Source organism: Halomonas sp. I5-271120, assembly GCF_030553075.1.
In the GTDB taxonomy this organism is placed as follows: domain Bacteria; phylum Pseudomonadota; class Gammaproteobacteria; order Pseudomonadales; family Halomonadaceae; genus Onishia; species Onishia taeanensis_A.
The window spans coordinates 440,737-456,367 of sequence record NZ_CP130701.1 but is presented as its reverse complement, the minus strand read 5'-3'; the positions used below and the strand labels follow the sequence as shown (position 1 = coordinate 456,367).

The 15,631-nt window shown below is 60.7% G+C and carries 13 protein-coding genes; 10 read left to right on the top strand and 3 right to left on the bottom strand.

Annotated features, from left to right (window positions below):
* The first annotated feature begins 66 nt into the window (after positions 1-66).
* Positions 67-573: a sigma D regulator gene (rsd, locus tag Q2K57_RS02015; RefSeq protein WP_112054697.1), complete on the top strand. Its 507-nt coding sequence runs from the start codon at positions 67-69 to the stop codon at positions 571-573.
* 238 nt (positions 574-811) lie between these two features.
* Here the strand turns inward: rsd and Q2K57_RS02010 are convergent, their stop codons facing one another.
* Both Q2K57_RS02010 and Q2K57_RS02005 read right to left on the bottom strand, forming a co-directional pair.
* Positions 812-2,206 carry an FAD-dependent oxidoreductase gene (locus tag Q2K57_RS02010; RefSeq protein WP_112054696.1) on the bottom strand — a complete coding sequence of 465 codons (1,395 nt, stop codon included), beginning with the start codon at positions 2,204-2,206 and terminating at the stop codon, positions 812-814.
* 527 nt (positions 2,207-2,733) lie between these two features.
* On the bottom strand, positions 2,734-3,387 hold the full coding sequence (locus Q2K57_RS02005) for an HAD family phosphatase (RefSeq protein ID WP_304525998.1): 654 nt from the start codon (positions 3,385-3,387) through the stop codon (positions 2,734-2,736).
* Positions 3,388-3,611: 224 nt separating this feature from the next.
* Between Q2K57_RS02005 and Q2K57_RS02000 the strand changes: the two genes are divergently transcribed.
* Together Q2K57_RS02000 and ptsP are read left to right on the top strand one after the other, a co-directional pair.
* Positions 3,612-4,103 (top strand): RNA pyrophosphohydrolase, encoded by a 492-nt coding sequence (locus Q2K57_RS02000; RefSeq protein ID WP_092522785.1) that lies wholly within the window; start codon positions 3,612-3,614, stop codon positions 4,101-4,103.
* Positions 4,104-4,169: 66 nt separating this feature from the next.
* Positions 4,170-6,431 carry a phosphoenolpyruvate--protein phosphotransferase gene (gene ptsP, locus Q2K57_RS01995; protein WP_304525997.1) on the top strand — a complete coding sequence of 754 codons (2,262 nt, stop codon included), beginning with the start codon at positions 4,170-4,172 and terminating at the stop codon, positions 6,429-6,431.
* A 92-nt stretch (positions 6,432-6,523) separates the two neighbouring features.
* Here the strand turns inward: ptsP and Q2K57_RS01990 are convergent, their stop codons facing one another.
* Positions 6,524-7,321: an NRDE family protein gene (locus tag Q2K57_RS01990; protein WP_304525996.1), complete on the bottom strand. Its 798-nt coding sequence runs from the start codon at positions 7,319-7,321 to the stop codon at positions 6,524-6,526.
* A gap of 248 nt (positions 7,322-7,569) precedes the next feature.
* Here Q2K57_RS01990 and Q2K57_RS01985 point away from each other — a divergent pair, with 248 nt between their 5' ends.
* The 7 genes from Q2K57_RS01985 to Q2K57_RS01955 all read left to right on the top strand — a co-directional run bounded on the left by Q2K57_RS01985 (position 7,570) and on the right by Q2K57_RS01955 (position 15,392).
* The gene (locus Q2K57_RS01985; protein WP_304525995.1) at positions 7,570-8,973 is read left to right on the top strand and encodes a response regulator; all 1,404 of its coding nucleotides are present in this window, start codon (positions 7,570-7,572) and stop codon (positions 8,971-8,973) included.
* A gap of 63 nt (positions 8,974-9,036) precedes the next feature.
* Positions 9,037-9,846, top strand: coding sequence for a prolipoprotein diacylglyceryl transferase (gene lgt / locus Q2K57_RS01980; RefSeq protein WP_304525994.1), 810 nt, complete (start codon positions 9,037-9,039; stop codon positions 9,844-9,846).
* A gap of 132 nt (positions 9,847-9,978) precedes the next feature.
* Positions 9,979-10,818, top strand: a complete 840-nt coding sequence (locus Q2K57_RS01975; protein ID WP_304525993.1) for a thymidylate synthase — start codon at positions 9,979-9,981, stop codon at positions 10,816-10,818.
* Complete coding sequence (locus Q2K57_RS01970) at positions 10,815-11,372, top strand: dihydrofolate reductase (RefSeq protein WP_304525992.1); 558 nt, start codon at positions 10,815-10,817, stop codon at positions 11,370-11,372. Before Q2K57_RS01975 ends, Q2K57_RS01970 begins: the two co-directional genes overlap by 4 nt.
* Before the next feature lie 281 nt (positions 11,373-11,653).
* The gene (locus Q2K57_RS01965; protein ID WP_304525991.1) at positions 11,654-12,862 is read left to right on the top strand and encodes a ProQ/FINO family protein; all 1,209 of its coding nucleotides are present in this window, start codon (positions 11,654-11,656) and stop codon (positions 12,860-12,862) included.
* A gap of 410 nt (positions 12,863-13,272) precedes the next feature.
* Positions 13,273-14,289: a porin gene (locus tag Q2K57_RS01960; protein ID WP_304525990.1), complete on the top strand. Its 1,017-nt coding sequence runs from the start codon at positions 13,273-13,275 to the stop codon at positions 14,287-14,289.
* 95 nt (positions 14,290-14,384) lie between these two features.
* The gene (locus tag Q2K57_RS01955) at positions 14,385-15,392 is read left to right on the top strand and encodes a hypothetical protein (RefSeq protein ID WP_304525989.1); all 1,008 of its coding nucleotides are present in this window, start codon (positions 14,385-14,387) and stop codon (positions 15,390-15,392) included.
* Positions 15,393-15,631: the final 239 nt, after the last annotated feature.

Genomic DNA, 15,631 nt, shown 5'->3' with positions numbered 1-15,631 from the left:
GAAGCGGAGTCTTGCTCACAACGGAGTTACGTCAGTGGGCATAGAGCCCGGGCTTGGGAGGCCACTATGCTGGAAGATTGCCAAACCGCATTGGAGCGCTGGGGGGGAGTTCATCGGCTGATCGATCGATGGCTCGAGGAGCGTCGGGTAATGCTGAACAGCTTCGTCGCTCTCAGAAAGGACTGCGACGATGCTCTCGAGTCGGTTGAAAAAGCGCAGATCGATGGCTTCAGTGAGCTGCTCATGGACTACATCAGCGCTGGCCATTTCGAGATTTACCCGCAACTGCGTGAGGAGGCCAAGGCCTTCAGCGACGACGAGGCGCTGACCATTGCCGACCAGTTGCTCGAGCGTCTGGAGATGTCCACCGAGCTGGTGCTGTCCTTCGATGCCGACTATGCAACTCCAAGCCGTTGCGACTACTATCTGAGTCGCCTACCGGCCTGGTTGGATCGCCTGGCCCGGGGCCTGGAATCACGGTTCGATCTGGAAGATCAACTCATTGGTCGCCTGCACGCCGCACACTCGCCGCCCACAGAGGCTCAGTGCTCTATCGGCGTCACGAGTTCCTGAGGCCAGTCCCAAATGGGGTCATGAGCTAGTCCCTGACCTGGCCCTTACCCTGATCGAGACGTCTAGGTGTAGGCGCCTCTGCCGCACGACTCATGGCAGGTGAGGCGTCCCGAATAAGACCTGTTGCTGACAATCAAGCACCAACGAAAACGCCCCGGCATATGACCGGGGCGTTTTGCGTTCTGGACTTGCTATCCTCGGCCCTTATGTCTTGGGCCTTGTGTCATGGACAGTGAGATTACATCAGCGACGTGGCCTCGGGGCGCTCCAGCTCAGTCAACGGCACTTCGCCGGTCAGCAGGTCACGTTCGAAGGCCTCGGTGTCGATGTTGAAGCCGAGGAATTCCTGAGCCAGGAACATGTCTTTCTCCGCGTTGCCAAGGCAGCTGGTGCCACCGGGAGACGGTGTCATGTTGAAGACGATGCCGGTACCCGGGTTGATCTTGGCCTCGCCCATGACCAGCTTCTGCTTTTCCTTGTCGATCAGCTGCGGGCGAACGCCGCCGAAGCCCTTGGCGAAGCTGACGTCCTTGACGGTCAGGCTCGGCACGATCTTCTTCACGTCCTTGAGGAACAGGCGCTCGCGCAGCACCGGCACTTCGAACATGAAGTTCTTGAAGATGTAGTTGCGAATGTCGCGCACCTTGAGCAGGTCCCACAAAGCCTTGACCACGTTCTGATCCAGGCGCAGCACCTTCAGAAACTCGATGAACGTCTTGCCGTTGTAGCGCTCGAGCAGCGGCAGCATCAGGGCGGTAGGGCCGAAGCGGGTCTTGTTCTCGACCAGTACATCCGGGTCGCCGTGCACGGCGGCGAAGGGCAGGTTCTCGTTCTGGACGGTGTAGACCTTGCCGTTGAGCACCTTGGGCGTGAAGTAGAAGGAGCCGGCCATCGGCAGGCAGGACTTGTCCAGGCCATAGCCCATCTGATGGGCGAACAATAGCGAGTGGCCGCCGGCGCTTACCACCACGTAGCGGGCCGTGAGGGTGCCCTTGTTGGGCGTCTCTATCTTGAAGAGATCCCCTTCCTGATGGACCTTCTCGACGGCGGTCGAGAGGTGCACGTCGAAGTCCATGCCCTTCTCGTCGGCGGCCTTCTGGCCTTCTTCAACGAAGGCTTCGGAAAGGGTGGTGTAGTTGACCGCGGTATATTCGCCGGTAGAGCCCATGGCCACGATCGGCTCTTCCGGGCGACGGCCTTCCACCAGCTTGGGCTCGAGCTCGGCGATGTCGTCGCGCTCGAGCAGCCTCATGTTGGGGAAGAGTTCGGAGAACTTGGTGAAGCGGTTGCGCAGGAAGTCGACTTCGCGGTCGCCCACGCCCAGCACCATCTTCGGATACTTGTAGACGACCTTGTCGCGCTTAACCGGGGTCAGCTTGGTGGCGAAATTGATCACCATGCCGGCGGTCCGCTTGGTCACTTTGGCCTTGTCGAGGGTGTAATTGGTTTCGATGTCGCCACAGTGAATGGTCTGGCTGTTGTTGCGACCATGGGAGTTGACGATCGCCACATGATCGTACTTCTCGACCAGACCGACGGCCTTGAGGTCAGTGTAACGGGCCAGTTCATATAGCAGGGCGGTGCCGGAAACGCCGCCTCCGACAATCAGCACATCGTAGGTCGGGGTAGTCATGGGGTCTCTCGCTTGTCTTGGTGCGGGACGAACCCTCCGAGACAGTCTCGGAGGCCCTGAGCCTGCAGGCGAGGCGCTGTCGTCTGCAGGGTCGACATGAAGTATCTGCGCGCATTATAGCGTCTTCGTAGACAAATAAAATCCATCCCAAAGCTCGACTTTATGCTGAAGGGGAACCCCATAAGGAATTCCTTGGGTTCGTAGGGTGTCGTTTATTGTATAAAAATCAAAGAGTTGTCCGGATGGCGCGGCTGGTAATATTTGCTGCGTTGCACCAATGGATAAAATTCATCATAGCCATGAAATGTCGAAATGCCATGCCGGTTTGTGCCATCTGAAGCTGGGCAGGGGCTAAGGAAGCCTGGCGGGAGGGTGGGAGCAAGTGCCGGCCGGGGCGATGCGGGGCTTGACCTTCTTGCGTGCCTGTTCGCAGACAACAACACCCTGCTTGGCCACTGAGTAGAAGCATGGCCGAGCAGGGCGGTATGGACGTGAGCGGAATGACGCGCCTTGGGGCGCCGGGGGAGTCAGCGCAGGCTGATGAGGCGCCAGCCCTGATCCAGGGCGTGCTGGCGCAGCTTGGGGTCGGGGTCGACGGCAACCGGATGGTCGACCTGTTCCAGCAGCGGCAGATCGTTATGAGAGTCGCTATAGAACCAGGCGCCGTCCATGGTCACGCCGCGCCCCTCGAGCCACTGCTCAAGGCGCACGACCTTACCTTCTCGATAGCTTGGCGTGCCGGTTACACGGCCGGTGTAGCGCCCGTCGTGAATTTCTGGCTCGACGGCAATCAGGTTATCGATACCCAGTCGCTCGGCGATGGGGCCGGTGATGAAGCGATTGGTTGCCGTAATGATCAGCAGGGTGTCACCCCGCGTACGGTGGCGTGCCACTAGTTCTTCGCCACGCGTCAGTATGGCTGGCTCGATTTTGCTGGCCATGAACTGCTGGTGCCAGGCGGCCAGTTGCTCGGGGGTGTTCTCGGCCAACGGCTTGAGGGCGACTTCAAGGAAGGCATGCATGTCGAGCGTGCCGTTCTCGTAGTCGCGCATGAAACGTTCGTTGGCCTCCCGGTAGGCAATCGGGTCGACTGCGCCCTGTTCGAGCAGGAACTCTCCCCAGGCATGATCGCTGTCGATGCCGATCAGGGTGTTGTCGAGATCGAAGATGGCCAGGCTCAAGGCACACTCCTTGTAGTGTTGGCGATGGACGACAGGGTTTGCGCCAAAAGGGCTTGCGCCGCAGGGCATATACCTGTCGCCGGGAGGCAGCTGAATCAGAGGCGGATTATTGCAGAGTGGTTCGGCATTGAACACCGCTGCAGGCGGGCGCTGTGAAGTGTATTGATGCCCTTTCCAGCTTTGTGGAAGAATGGCTTCAATATTGGATTCATAAGGTGATGTCCGTGATCGACGCTGACGGCTTTCGCCCCAATGTTGGCATTATCATTGCCAACCACGAGGGCCAGCTGCTTTGGGCGCGTCGGGTAGGACAGAATGCGTGGCAGTTTCCCCAGGGAGGCATCCAGGCCAACGAGACACCGCAACAGGCCCTGTACCGGGAGCTGGAAGAAGAGATCGGCCTCACCGAAGCCGATGTCGAACTGCTCGCCTGTACCCGAGGGTGGCTGCGCTACCGTCTGCCACGACGCATGATACGAACCCATTCACGGCCGGTATGCATCGGCCAGAAACAGAAGTGGTTTTTGCTGAGGATCCGCTGTACCGACAGTCGGGTCTGCATGGATACCACCCCCAAGCCTGAGTTCGATGGTTGGCGATGGGTGAGCTACTGGTATCCCCTGGGGCAAGTGGTGCCCTTCAAGCGAGAGGTCTATCGCCGCGCCCTGCGCGAGTTGGCCCCCCGCGCACAGCGACTGGCTCTGGGGGGCGACTGACCCCGGGCCGGGCGCCGACATTCAAACCGGCTGCAATTCAAACCGACAATGACAAGAAGAACGCTCATGCTCGACGTGCTACGTCGTATCGTCCAAGAGGTCAACGAGGCGCGCAATCTCGATGCCGCGCTCTCGACCATGGTGCGTCGCATCCGCAAGGCCATGCGCACCGACGTCTGTTCTTTCTATCTTTACGACGTCGAGCTGGAGCGCCTGGTGCTGATGGAGACCATTGGCCTGCATTCGCGTGCCGTGAAGCAGGTCAGCATGCCCCTGGGCGAAGGCCTGGTAGGGCTTGTCGGTCAGCGCGAGGAGCCTCTCAACCTGGAAGATGCCCCGGCACATCCGCATTTTCGCTACTTCGAAGAAACCGGCGAAGAGCGCTTTTCGAGTTTCCTCGGCGTGCCGATCATCCATCAGCGCCGCATGCTTGGCGTGCTGGTCGTGCAGCAGCAGGACAAGCGGCGCTACGACGAGGGCGATGAGGCTTTCCTGGTGACCATGGCGGCCCAGCTCGGCGGGGTGCTGGCCCATGCGCTGGCCACCGGCGCCTTGAGCCGTCCGGTGAGGGCCGACGGTCAGGCCATGTTCACCGGGGTTGCCGCTTCGCCAGGCATGGCGATCGGTGACGCCGTGGTGATTGCCCCTCCCGCCGACCTGGACAGCGTTCCTGACCTGATTCCTACCGATATCGACTACGAGATCGCCAGGCTCAAGGAGGCGATTCTCAAGGTGCGTGATGAACTGCGTGCCACTGGCGAACGCCTGGCTAGCCGGATCAGTGCTCAGGAGCTGGCGTTGTTCGAGGTCTATCAGCAAATGCTCAGCGAGGCGGCGCTCGGGCAGGAGGTCGAGAAGCGCATCCGCGAAGGGCAGTGGGCGCCCGGCGCTCTGGCCGACGTGGTGCGCCGCCATGTGCAGTACCTTGAGCGAGTCGACGATAACTACCTGCGTGAGCGCGCCGCCGACGTACGCGATCTGGGGCGGCGTGTGCTGGCACACCTTCAGGAAGAAAGCGCGTCCACTCCCTCCACCTATCCCGAGCGTACCATCCTGGTCGGCGACGAGATCAGCGTGGCGACTCTGGGCGAGGTTCCTCGCGGCAAGCTCGCCGGCCTGGTATCGATCCGCGGCTCCAGTACCTCGCATGTGGCGATCCTGGCCCGGGCGATGGGCGTGCCGACAGTGCTCGGCATGGTCGATCTGCCGCTGACGCGCCTCAACGGCGCGCCGGTGATACTTGATGGGCACCGTGGCCGGCTGTTCGTGCGTCCCGCCGAGGAGCTCGGCCGGCACTATCAGAACCTGATCGCCGAGGAAGAGGCTCTGGCCGAGGTGCTCGAACACGAGCAGGACCTGCCCAGCGAAACGCCTGATGCTCATGTCATGAAGCTGATGGTCAACACTGGTCTGGCCGTGGACGCGGTAGCGTCACTCAAACCACGTGTCAGCGGGGTGGGGCTCTATCGTACCGAAGTGCCGTTCATGATCACCGAGCGCTTCCCCGGTGAGCAGGAGCAGACTCGGCTGTATCGCGACCAGCTCGAGAGCTTCGCGCCGTTGCCGGTGGTGATGCGCACCCTGGATATCGGCGGCGACAAGGACTTGCCCTATTTCCCCATCGAGGAGGCCAACCCCTTCCTTGGTTGGCGCGGCATCCGAGTGACGCTGGATCACCCCGAGGTGTTGATGGTCCAGCTGCGCGCCATGCTGCGGGCATCTCATGGCCTGGATAACCTGCAGATCCTGCTGCCGATGATCACCAACGTCGAGGAGGTCGACAGTGCTCTGCGCCTGATCGACCGAGCCCAGGCCGAGCTAGAAGAAGATGGCATGCTGATCGAACGCCCGCAGATTGGCGTGATGATCGAAGTGCCGGCCACGCTCTTTCAGCTCGAGGCGCTGGCCGAACGTGTCGATTTCTTCTCGGTCGGCAGCAATGACCTGACCCAGTACCTGCTGGCGGTGGATCGCAACAACCCGCGGGTGGCCGAGCTCTATGATCCTTGCCATCCAGGAGTCTTGTCCGCACTAGCGCGTCTGGCCGATGAAGCCTCGGCGCTTGGGGTGCCGACGTCGGTCTGTGGCGAGCTGGCCGGGGATCCGGCCGGTGCACTGCTGTTGATGGGCATGGGCTTCGATACCCTGTCGATGAATGCCCCCAGCTTACCGCGTGTGCGAGCCGCCATTCGCCGCGTGACGTTGCCGGCGGCCCGCGGACTGGTCAAGGAAACCCTGTCGCTGTCGACGCCTTCGGCGGTGCGCATCCACCTCAATGTCCGCCTGGGTGAGTGGCAGCTTGCACACCTGCTCCCGCCCAGAGACTAGGCCGGTTTATCGAGTGGGCGAAGACGCCCTCAGTTGCGCGGCCTGACAGAGCAGCGCAACCAAGCGACGAGCCCGGCAAAGGCGGCGAGAGGTTACGCCTGCAGCGTTCTGTCCCAGTGCTCTGTCGAGAGCGAAAGATGTGTCTCGCCGAGGTTGCTGGCGTTCGGGCCAAAGCGGCGCTCGCTGAGCTCGAGGTGTCCGTTCTGGTGCCATTCCAGCCAAGTGGTGGCACGGGTGCCATAGGTCTCGCCAAGAATGAAGGGCGGCGCCAGCTGGCGCTCCAGGGTGAGGCCGACCCCGGTGTCGGGCAGTGCCTGATCGCCGATGTCGAGGCATTGCTGGTGCATTACTGCCAGCGCCGATTGTGGCCAGTCGCCGTCGAGGAGGCTGTCGGCCAGCCCCTGGCGCGCAAGGGTAAGCTTGGGCCAGGGCGTGTCGAGTCTTGCATTGGAGAGGCCGTGAAGGCCTGCGGTCAGCCGGTTTAGCTGAATGGCGCCCCGACCGCGGTGCAGATGCCAGAGGCCTGAGTGATCGCCTACTAACAGGTTAAAACCGGCGTAACGATAGGCCTCGCTGCTCGCCAGGGCATTGAGCCAACCCGAGAGGTCGTCAGTCTTCAGCGCCTCGGGTACCAGATGTCCTCGGCTGGGGCCGTCGGGTGGAGACTCGATGGCGGGATCGCGGACATTGGTTACGGCAGCAAAGCGTCCCCGGCGGTGCACGGCGAACCAGCTGCCACCAGCGACCAGGTCGCGGCCACCGATGATGTCCGGCTCCTCGGGCCATGCCCCTAAGGGCGCACTGGGTCGCGCAAAGGATTCATCGCGGTTGGCCACCAGGTGCAACCAGGCAGAGGCATGGGGTCGGTAGTCGAAAGCGATCAGGCACATTGCGCTACCTTACCCTGCGACGCCGAAGCCGCAAAGTCCGATGCCCGTGTGGCTATCCTGGTATCTTTTTCTGCCCATGCGCTTGTCTTCACCCTAACCGTAGCGGTGCTTGGCAGAGAGGCAATAGATGATAAGAGGCATGCATTGTATGTAGGCGATTGCCGACAGCGGCAATCGGTTTCATGACAGGGTTCCCACAGCCACGTACACTCCCCCTATCTTCGACCGACGAACCGAAAAGGCAGTCAATGCGAGTGGAAACGCGCCCAGATAGCCTGTGGCAGCGGCTGATATGGCCGGTGCTATGGCCTTTGCTGCTGGCCGAAGCATCACTGGTGACGCTGTGCGCCGTGGCCTGGGTCATGATATGGCGGGCATCACTCTCGGTGCAAAGCGCGTCGCTGGCACTGGCGGTGCTGATGCTGGTGATGCTGGTCGGCACCGGGCTGATCGTCAGCATCTTCCTCGTCATGGTTCGTCATCGTCTGCAGCGCTGGGAAACCCATCTCGGCGTGCCCTACGAACGCCTCGAAAGGCTGCTGCGCGAAGTCCAGAAGGAGCTGCCCAGCTGGCTCAAGCCCAAGCGCGTGCATCTGGGAGATGCCCAGACGGGCAGCCCTGTGACGCGATTGGAATCCCTGCTCGACAGCCTTGATACCTTGCTGAGTCGATTGACCGAGCGGCCTCAGCTCGAGCAGATGCTGGCAGGCCTGTCGGTGCCGGCCTTCATGATGCGCAATGATGTGGTGGTAGATGCCAACACGGCCTTTGAGCAACTGATGGGCTGCAGCAAGGCGGATCTCAAGGGGCTGAGCGCTCAGTGCATGCTTCGCTGCGACGATCCCGGTGCCGAGTGGAGCAAGGTTCGGCTGCATGATAGCAAGGGCGGCTGGCATGGGCTGCGCATGCTGTCATTGCGCGATCGTCATGACCATGAACTGGGCATCCTAGATCCGCTGGACAATGCACCGGATTATGCCGGCCAGTTGATCCAGGCTCGCGATCGCGCGCGAGAAGACTCGCGACTCAAGTCGACTTACATGAGCCTACTGCAGCGTGAGCTCGAGCCCCTGGTCCAGGAACTCAGCCAGTATTTTACCGACGATGCCGCGCCTCCCGGGCAGGAGCGTCTGCGTGAACGACTGGCCGATATTACTGCATTGGTGACAAGCCTCTCCGAGCCAATGCCCGAGTTGCTTGGCCAGCCTGCGGAACCTGCTGAAAAAAGTGACAGGGCGCCTTACTGGCCCAAGGTGCTGGTCGTCGATGACGGTCCGGTCAACAGCATGCTGGCGCGCAATGTCCTCGAGGCCGAAGGGTTCGACGTCGACGTGGCCGAAAGTGGTGAGCAGGCGCTGACGCTTGCAGCAGAGCAGTTCTACGATCTGGTGTTCATGGATATCTACATGCCTACGCTTGATGGTCTGGAAACCAGCCGCCGCTGGCGAGCCCGTGAGGCGTTACGTGAGACCGAGAGCGGTGAGAGTGAACGGAGTGTATTGATTGCCCTGACGGCAAATGCCAGCGAGGCTGACTGCGCGAACTTCAGGTCAGTCGGCATGGACGACCACCTGGCCAAGCCCTATCGTCCGCAGGCGCTGGTCAAGATGATCTGGCACTGGTTGCCGGGGCTGGGTCGAGCCCCTGGCTGAGGTTGCTATTCACTCCCCACGCTTGTTCTGATTTCCCATTACTTCAATACATCTGGATGCAAGATGCTGAATTACCCCACGATCGACCCGGTAGCCATCGCCCTTGGTCCTTTCAAGGTTCACTGGTACGGCCTGATGTATGTGATTGGCTTTATTGCCGCCTGGTGGTTAGGCCGCCGTCGCGCCAGCCGGGTAGGGCTCTCTGGCGATGATGTGGGTGATCTGATCTTCTATGCCGCCATCGGCGTCGTTGTGGGTGGTCGGCTGGGGTATGCCTTCTTTTATGGGCTCGACCGCCTGCTCGCCGATCCGCTGTGGCTGTTTCAGGTCTGGGACGGCGGCATGAGCTTCCACGGTGGGCTGCTTGGCGTGCTGGTGGCGGCACTGCTGTTTGCTCGCAAGCATCAATTGGCCTTTTTCCAGCTGACCGATTTTGTGGCACCGCTGGTACCGATTGGCCTGGGCGCTGGGCGCATCGGGAACTTCATCAATACCGAACTCCCCGGTCGGTTGACCGACCTTCCTTGGGGGATGCCTTTTCCCGGCATGGGGCCGGCCCCTCGTCACCCCTCGTCTCTCTACGAGGCCGTTCTCGAGGGGGCGGTTCTGTTCGCCATTCTGTGGTGGGTGTCAGCGACCCCACGTCGTCGCGGCCTGGTGTCGGGACTGTTCCTGGTCTGTTATGGCTGTTTCCGTTTCCTGATCGAATTCGTGCGTCTGCCCGACCCCCAGTTGGGCTTCATTGCCTGGAACTGGCTGACCATGGGCATGCTGTTGTCGCTGCCGATGATTCTGGCCGGTGGACTGCTGATGCTGTGGTCACGCCATCGCCCAGTGGATGATGCCCGCCAGACCGAGCCGGCGAGCGCCTGAGTGGCGTGCGCCTTAACCTAGGTGCAGCCGCGAAGGTGCTTCATTCTGGCGAGGCTGCTTGCCCTGGGGTTGGCGGCTGATTCGCTGACTCAGTACACTACGCCTTTTGTCACAACCCTCGGCGATACCGCGATGTCAGACGACACCCATGAGACAGCTGGCGCCGCCTTGGCGCTTGAGCAACCCTACCTGGATCTGATGCGCCATGTGCTCGAACATGGCGCTATCAAGCATGATCGCACCGGCGTTGGAACCAGGAGCGTATTCGGCCACCAGATGCGCTTCGATCTGGCCCGCGGCTTCCCGCTGCTGACCACCAAGAAACTGCATTTACGCTCGATCATTCATGAGCTCTTGTGGTTCCTGGCCGGCGACACCAATATCGCCTATCTGAAAGAAAACGGCGTGCGGATATGGGATGAGTGGGCCGATGAGAACGGCGACCTGGGCCCGGTCTATGGCTATCAATGGCGCAGCTGGCCGCACCCCCAGGGCGGGCACGTCGATCAGATCGCCAAGGTGATCGAGCAGATCAAGCACAATCCGGACTCGCGGCGCCTGATCGTCTCCGCCTGGAACCCGGCGCTGGTCGACGAGATGGCCCTGCCACCCTGCCATGCGCTGTTCCAGTTTTATGTCAGCAACGGTCGCCTGTCCTGCCAGCTCTATCAGCGCAGCGCCGATATTTTCCTGGGCGTACCTTTCAATATCGCCAGCTACGCTCTGCTGACGCAGATGATGGCCCAGGTCTGCGGCCTGGCGCCGGGAGAGTTCGTGCATACCCTGGGGGATGCCCACCTGTATTCGAATCATCTGGAACAGGCCGAGCTGCAGCTTTCCCGCACGCCCTTGGCTGCTCCCACCTTATGGCTCAACCCAGAGATCGATGACCTGTTCGCCTTCCGCTTCGAAGACATTCGTATCGACGGCTATGAGGCGCACCCCCATATCAAGGCCAAGGTGGCGGTATGAGCGATACGAGCACGCGTGACGTCAGAGAGGCGATAGAACCCATCGAGACCGTGGTGCCGGTTGCGATGATCGCTGCCATGTCCCGTAATCGGGTGATCGGAGTCGATAACCAGCTGCCCTGGTACCTGCCCGAGGATCTCAAGTTCTTCAAGGCCATGACCCAGGGCAAGCCGCTGGTCATGGGCCGCAAGACCTTCGAGTCGATCGGCCGGCCGCTGCCGGGGCGGCGCAATATCGTGGTTACCCGCGATCCGACCTTTGAGCATCCGGGGTTGAGTATCTGTCATGACCTGGCCAGTGCCCTGGACCTCGCCGACCAGCAGGCGATCATCGATGGCGTTGAGGAAATCATGGTGATGGGCGGCGCCCAGATCTATGCTCAGGCTCTGCCGTACGCCAGTCGGCTCTACCTGACCGAAGTCGATATCATTCTCGAGGGCGACGCCTTCTTTCCCGAGTTCGAAGGGCCTTCGTGGCGGCGGGAGCAGGCTGTCGAGGGCACGCCTGCAGAAGGGCAGCCGGCCTATGCCTTCTGCGAGTATCGGCGCGTCTAGCGCTGCCGTTCAGTGTCAGCACCTGCCAGCGCGGGCATTGTCGTTGTAAGGCTGGCATGGCAGAGCCTGACGATTAGCTGTGAGAACGCGTGCATCGGCTTGTCGTCTAGCCCAGCATCGTTTGTCAGAAAGGCCAGGGTGGCACACACTTGCCCAGAGTGGCCCTGGTCAGCGTCGGGCCGGGTTTTCCAGGTCCGCCTTCGAGCGGCCGGCATACGGCCTCTCTGGTCGGGTCAAGTGAACTGGCCCATTACCGTGAGCCGCGCATGGAGGGGCATGCCTTGAACAATGAACGTACCGCCACCTTGCTGGCGACGCTTGAAGCCTGTGCCACAGCCCAGGCCAACGAGTTGGCGAGCGCGCGAGGCCGGGTGGCGGCGCTTCGGGAGCAAAATCGCCGGCTCGAAGCTCGCAATCGTGAGCTCGAAGATTACAGCCATGAGCTTGAGCGCCAGGCTCACGAGCTGGAACAGCAGCACCATGAGTTAGCCCTCAAGCACCAGGCGCTTGAGGCCAAGTGTCGCGAGTTGGAAGAGAAGTTTGCGCGAGCACCGCACACCGCCGATGGCCATGCGCACCCCCGCAGCCAGGGGTTGGCCGCCTTGCTTTCCCACCGCGTTCGACCGGCGCCCCAAGAACCACCTTCACAGGAAGCGGCTTTCCAGGAGCCGGCCTTCCAAGAAGAGGCGCCCTCGCCGGTCTTTCATGCGACACTTGGTCGAGCTGCTTCATCTGGCGGTGCTCCTGACGTCTCCGACACTTTTCCCTCAAAGCAAGAGCCAGCCGCAGAAGAAGTCGACGCACCTGCCCAAGTTGGCGATGCGCAAGCCGACGATGGGAGTGCTCAGACCTCTCTGCCGATTGGCGAGGCTCCATCCCCCCAGGCGCTTCTGAGTCAATGGTACCGCCGCTACCCGGATGCCTTTTTCAAAGGCCACACCCGGCCTCTGAAGGTCGGTATTCACGAAGATCTGCTGGACCGCGAGCCCTGGCCGGAAAAGTTGGTGCGTCGCGCGCTGGCTTGCTACGTGCATCTGCCCCGTTATCTCAAGGCGGTGCGAGAAGGCGCCGAGCGGGCCGGGCTTGACGGCGAGGCCGCAGGCTCCGTTTCCGAAGGCGAGGCCCGCTATGCGCGCAAGAAGCTCGAGGAACTGCGAGCTCAGCAGCAGGCAGAGCGCTCAGGCAAAGCCATGTCGTCTGACGGCAAGCCGCGGGTCGATAAGAAGGGTGCTGATAACAAGCGTGCCGACAAGAATGGCGCCAACAAGATAGGTGGCGGGAAAAAACGCCAGTCGCCAGGGCGCCAGCAGGGGGGGACAGGCCTAGGAAGCGCGCCGGCCGGCAACGCTGCTTCACGCCAAGGCGCCCCGCGCCAAGAGGTTGCTGCGGCGTCATCTGAAACGGCCGTTGCCGGCTCATCGTCAGAGGCGCCCGCCGAGCGCCTGGAGCGCAAGCTGGGGGCGCTGCTTGCCAAGCACTCTTCACGCTGACGTCACGCGAGCCCGTGAAAAAAGTCCCGCGCAAAGTCGATAAAGCGTTGATGAGCACGACTTTGCGTTGACGTGATCCCTGTGCATGATGGGCGCCGCTGAACGTCATCGGGTTGTCACACTGGCGTGCCACCCTCGAGCCGCTGAATGACCCGCGAGAGGACAGCAGTCAGCAGAAAGCGTTCCATATACTTTGTGCATCGAGATTAAAAACAGTGTTTTTTCTTGTTGCACTCCGCAAAATCCCGGTATATGGTTTGCCTGCGAGCATTGGATTATAACAAGGCCAATATCGGATAGACGCTTGGGGTTTGAGCAATATGCCCAGGCGGGAAAAACCGAAAGGCCGGCTGCATCAAGCAGCATATACGATCGAAACCTGAAGCTAGTCACACAAAGGACTTATCGCGATGAAAAAGACACTCTTAGCGACTGCTATCGCCGGCGCCATGGTAGTTTCCGCCTCTGCCTCCGCTGCTACCGTCTACAACCAGGACGGCACCAAGCTGGACCTGTACGGCAACATCCAGATGGTCTACGCCAACGTCAATGATGAAAACGGTGATTCCCAAGACGCCATCGACGACAACGGCTCTACCTTCGGCTTCGCCGCCGAGCACGCCATCACCAGCGACGTGACCGGCTACCTGAAGCTCGAATTCGACGACTTCAAGGCCGACGAAATGAAGACCGCTGGCCGCGATTCCGGCGACCAGGCTTACGTCGGTGCCAAGGGCTCCTTCGGTGACGTGCGTCTCGGCTCCTACGACCAGCTGATCGACGACTGGATCCAAGATCCGATCACCAACAACGAATATTTCGACGCCTCCGATTCAACTTACGACCGGACCAACGACAACAACGTCGGTGGTGCTCGTGAGACCGACAAGGTGACCTACACTTCACCGTCCTTCGGTGGCCTGCAGTTCGCTGTTGGTACCCAGTACAAGGGCTCTAACGAGACTGAGAACACCACCGATTCTGGTAAGGCTTCTTTCTTCGGTGGCGCCAAGTACACCGCAGGCGCATTCTCTCTGGCCGCCGTCTATGACAACCTCGATACTTTCGATGTTACGACTGATCCGGAATCCGATTTTGGCGACCAGTACGGTGTGACCGCTCAGTACACCATGGGCGCGCTGCGTGTTGCTGCCAAGTACGAACAGTTTGATGACGGCAGCGACGCTAAAAATGATGTCGACTTCACTGCCCTGAGTGCGCGTTATGGATACGGTATGGGCGACGTCTACGGTGCCGTGCAGGAAGTCAGCTACGACGAAGACGGTAAAGATGATCGTACCGAAGTCATCGTTGGTGGCACCTATAACATCTCCAGCGCCATGTATACCTATGTCGAAGTCGCTAGCTACGACGCAAATGAAGACGCTTACGATGGTGTTGCTACCGGTATCACCTACCTGTTCTAAGCCTTTCGCCTTTGGGGTTTGACCCCGCAGCCTCAGGCTTATATAACGAAAGCCGGCCCAAAGGGCCGGCTTTTTTCGTCTTGATGCGAGGTTCCATGAAACAGTCCATTGTCAGCGGGGTGCTCGTCGCCCTCGGCCTAACGCTGCTAAGCAGCGCCAGCCTGGGCAGTACCGCCGAGGAGCGCTTTCGCGAGGAAGGACGCGCGCTCGATCTGACCGGCTTCTTCCAGCCGGAGAACGACGCCCGCAGCCAGAGCTTCAACTATGACGGTGTGCACGAGCATGCCTTCACCGTCGATAAAGCCGGTGAGTATTTGTTCGAGAGTGACGTGCCGAGCGGTCAGTCAGAAGACTATCGGGTCAAGGCGACCCTGCTCGATAGCCAGGGGGGCGTGATCGCCCGCGGCGAGGGGCTTGGTCAGAACGGTGGCCTGGAAATGCACCAGCGCCTCGAGCCCGGCGACTATGTGCTGCGGGTCGAGGGCCAGAAATATGGCTCCAAGGGCACTCAAGGCAACAGCTTCTTCATCACCGTGGCAGGCTTCGATGACCAGGGCAATCGCACCGATGCGCTGGATGATGGCGGCAGCGTGACGGCTAGTGTCGATCGTGATGGCAAGCGTAGCGCCTTCGTCAACGATAGCGATGCGGTGGCCGCCCTGGCGGCGCCGGCAGTCAGTGCAGCTAGCCAGCCGAGTCAGCCTGAGGCCCCGGAAGCTTCTGCGACACCTGAAGCCGCGTCAGCGCCTGCTGAACCTGCTAAAGCCGAGCAGGTTCAGTCGTTCCAGGAAATTGTCACCGACGTGAAGATTCGTGCCCGCGGCGAAGTGCTGTCCTTTGAAGTCCAGAAGGCCGGTACCGTAGCGATTACCACCGCGACCTATCCGACAGGCTATGAAGGCACGTACCGGATCGAGCTTGAGGTGCGGGATCAGGCTGGCAACGTCGTGACGCGTGATGCCGGTGAAGGCTTCGACGGTGATGTCGATCTTGAGGCGCGTCTCGAACCCGGCCAATATCGTATCTGGGTCAATGGCCAGAAATTTGGCTCGGCGATGAGTGGCGTCAACAACTACGAGCTGCGCGTTAAGCAGCTTGACTGACGTTTAGCCGATACGCTTCGCTTTACCCTTTCGTACATCAGGGTGAATGCACGGGGAAATCGCAGGGCCTGCCATCATGGCAGGCCCTTTTTATATGACATCGATAAAGCATGTCACTGAGGTTTTGAGGAAGCCTGCCTTTCAGGGCATCACAGAAATCGGCGGCTCAACATGGATGTCATTAGATAGTTGAAGAAGGCAGGGGAATATTAAATGATGCTTCCCATGATAAAGTACTC

Excerpts from the sequence above, each read along its gene's own strand:
- rsd (WP_112054697.1), top strand. The coding sequence starts at position 67 with ATGCTGGAAGATTGCCAAACCGCATTGGAGCGCTGGGGGGGAGTTCAT.
- Q2K57_RS02010 (WP_112054696.1), bottom strand. The coding sequence starts at position 2,206 with ATGACTACCCCGACCTACGATGTGCTGATTGTCGGAGGCGGCGTTTCC.
- ptsP (WP_304525997.1), top strand. The coding sequence starts at position 4,170 with ATGCTCGACGTGCTACGTCGTATCGTCCAAGAGGTCAACGAGGCGCGC.
- Q2K57_RS01990 (WP_304525996.1), bottom strand. The coding sequence starts at position 7,321 with ATGTGCCTGATCGCTTTCGACTACCGACCCCATGCCTCTGCCTGGTTG.
- Q2K57_RS01985 (WP_304525995.1), top strand. The coding sequence starts at position 7,570 with ATGCGAGTGGAAACGCGCCCAGATAGCCTGTGGCAGCGGCTGATATGG.
- lgt (WP_304525994.1), top strand. The coding sequence starts at position 9,037 with ATGCTGAATTACCCCACGATCGACCCGGTAGCCATCGCCCTTGGTCCT.
- Q2K57_RS01975 (WP_304525993.1), top strand. The coding sequence starts at position 9,979 with ATGTCAGACGACACCCATGAGACAGCTGGCGCCGCCTTGGCGCTTGAG.
- Q2K57_RS01970 (WP_304525992.1), top strand. The coding sequence starts at position 10,815 with ATGAGCGATACGAGCACGCGTGACGTCAGAGAGGCGATAGAACCCATC.
- Q2K57_RS01960 (WP_304525990.1), top strand. The coding sequence starts at position 13,273 with ATGAAAAAGACACTCTTAGCGACTGCTATCGCCGGCGCCATGGTAGTT.
- Q2K57_RS01955 (WP_304525989.1), top strand. The coding sequence starts at position 14,385 with ATGAAACAGTCCATTGTCAGCGGGGTGCTCGTCGCCCTCGGCCTAACG.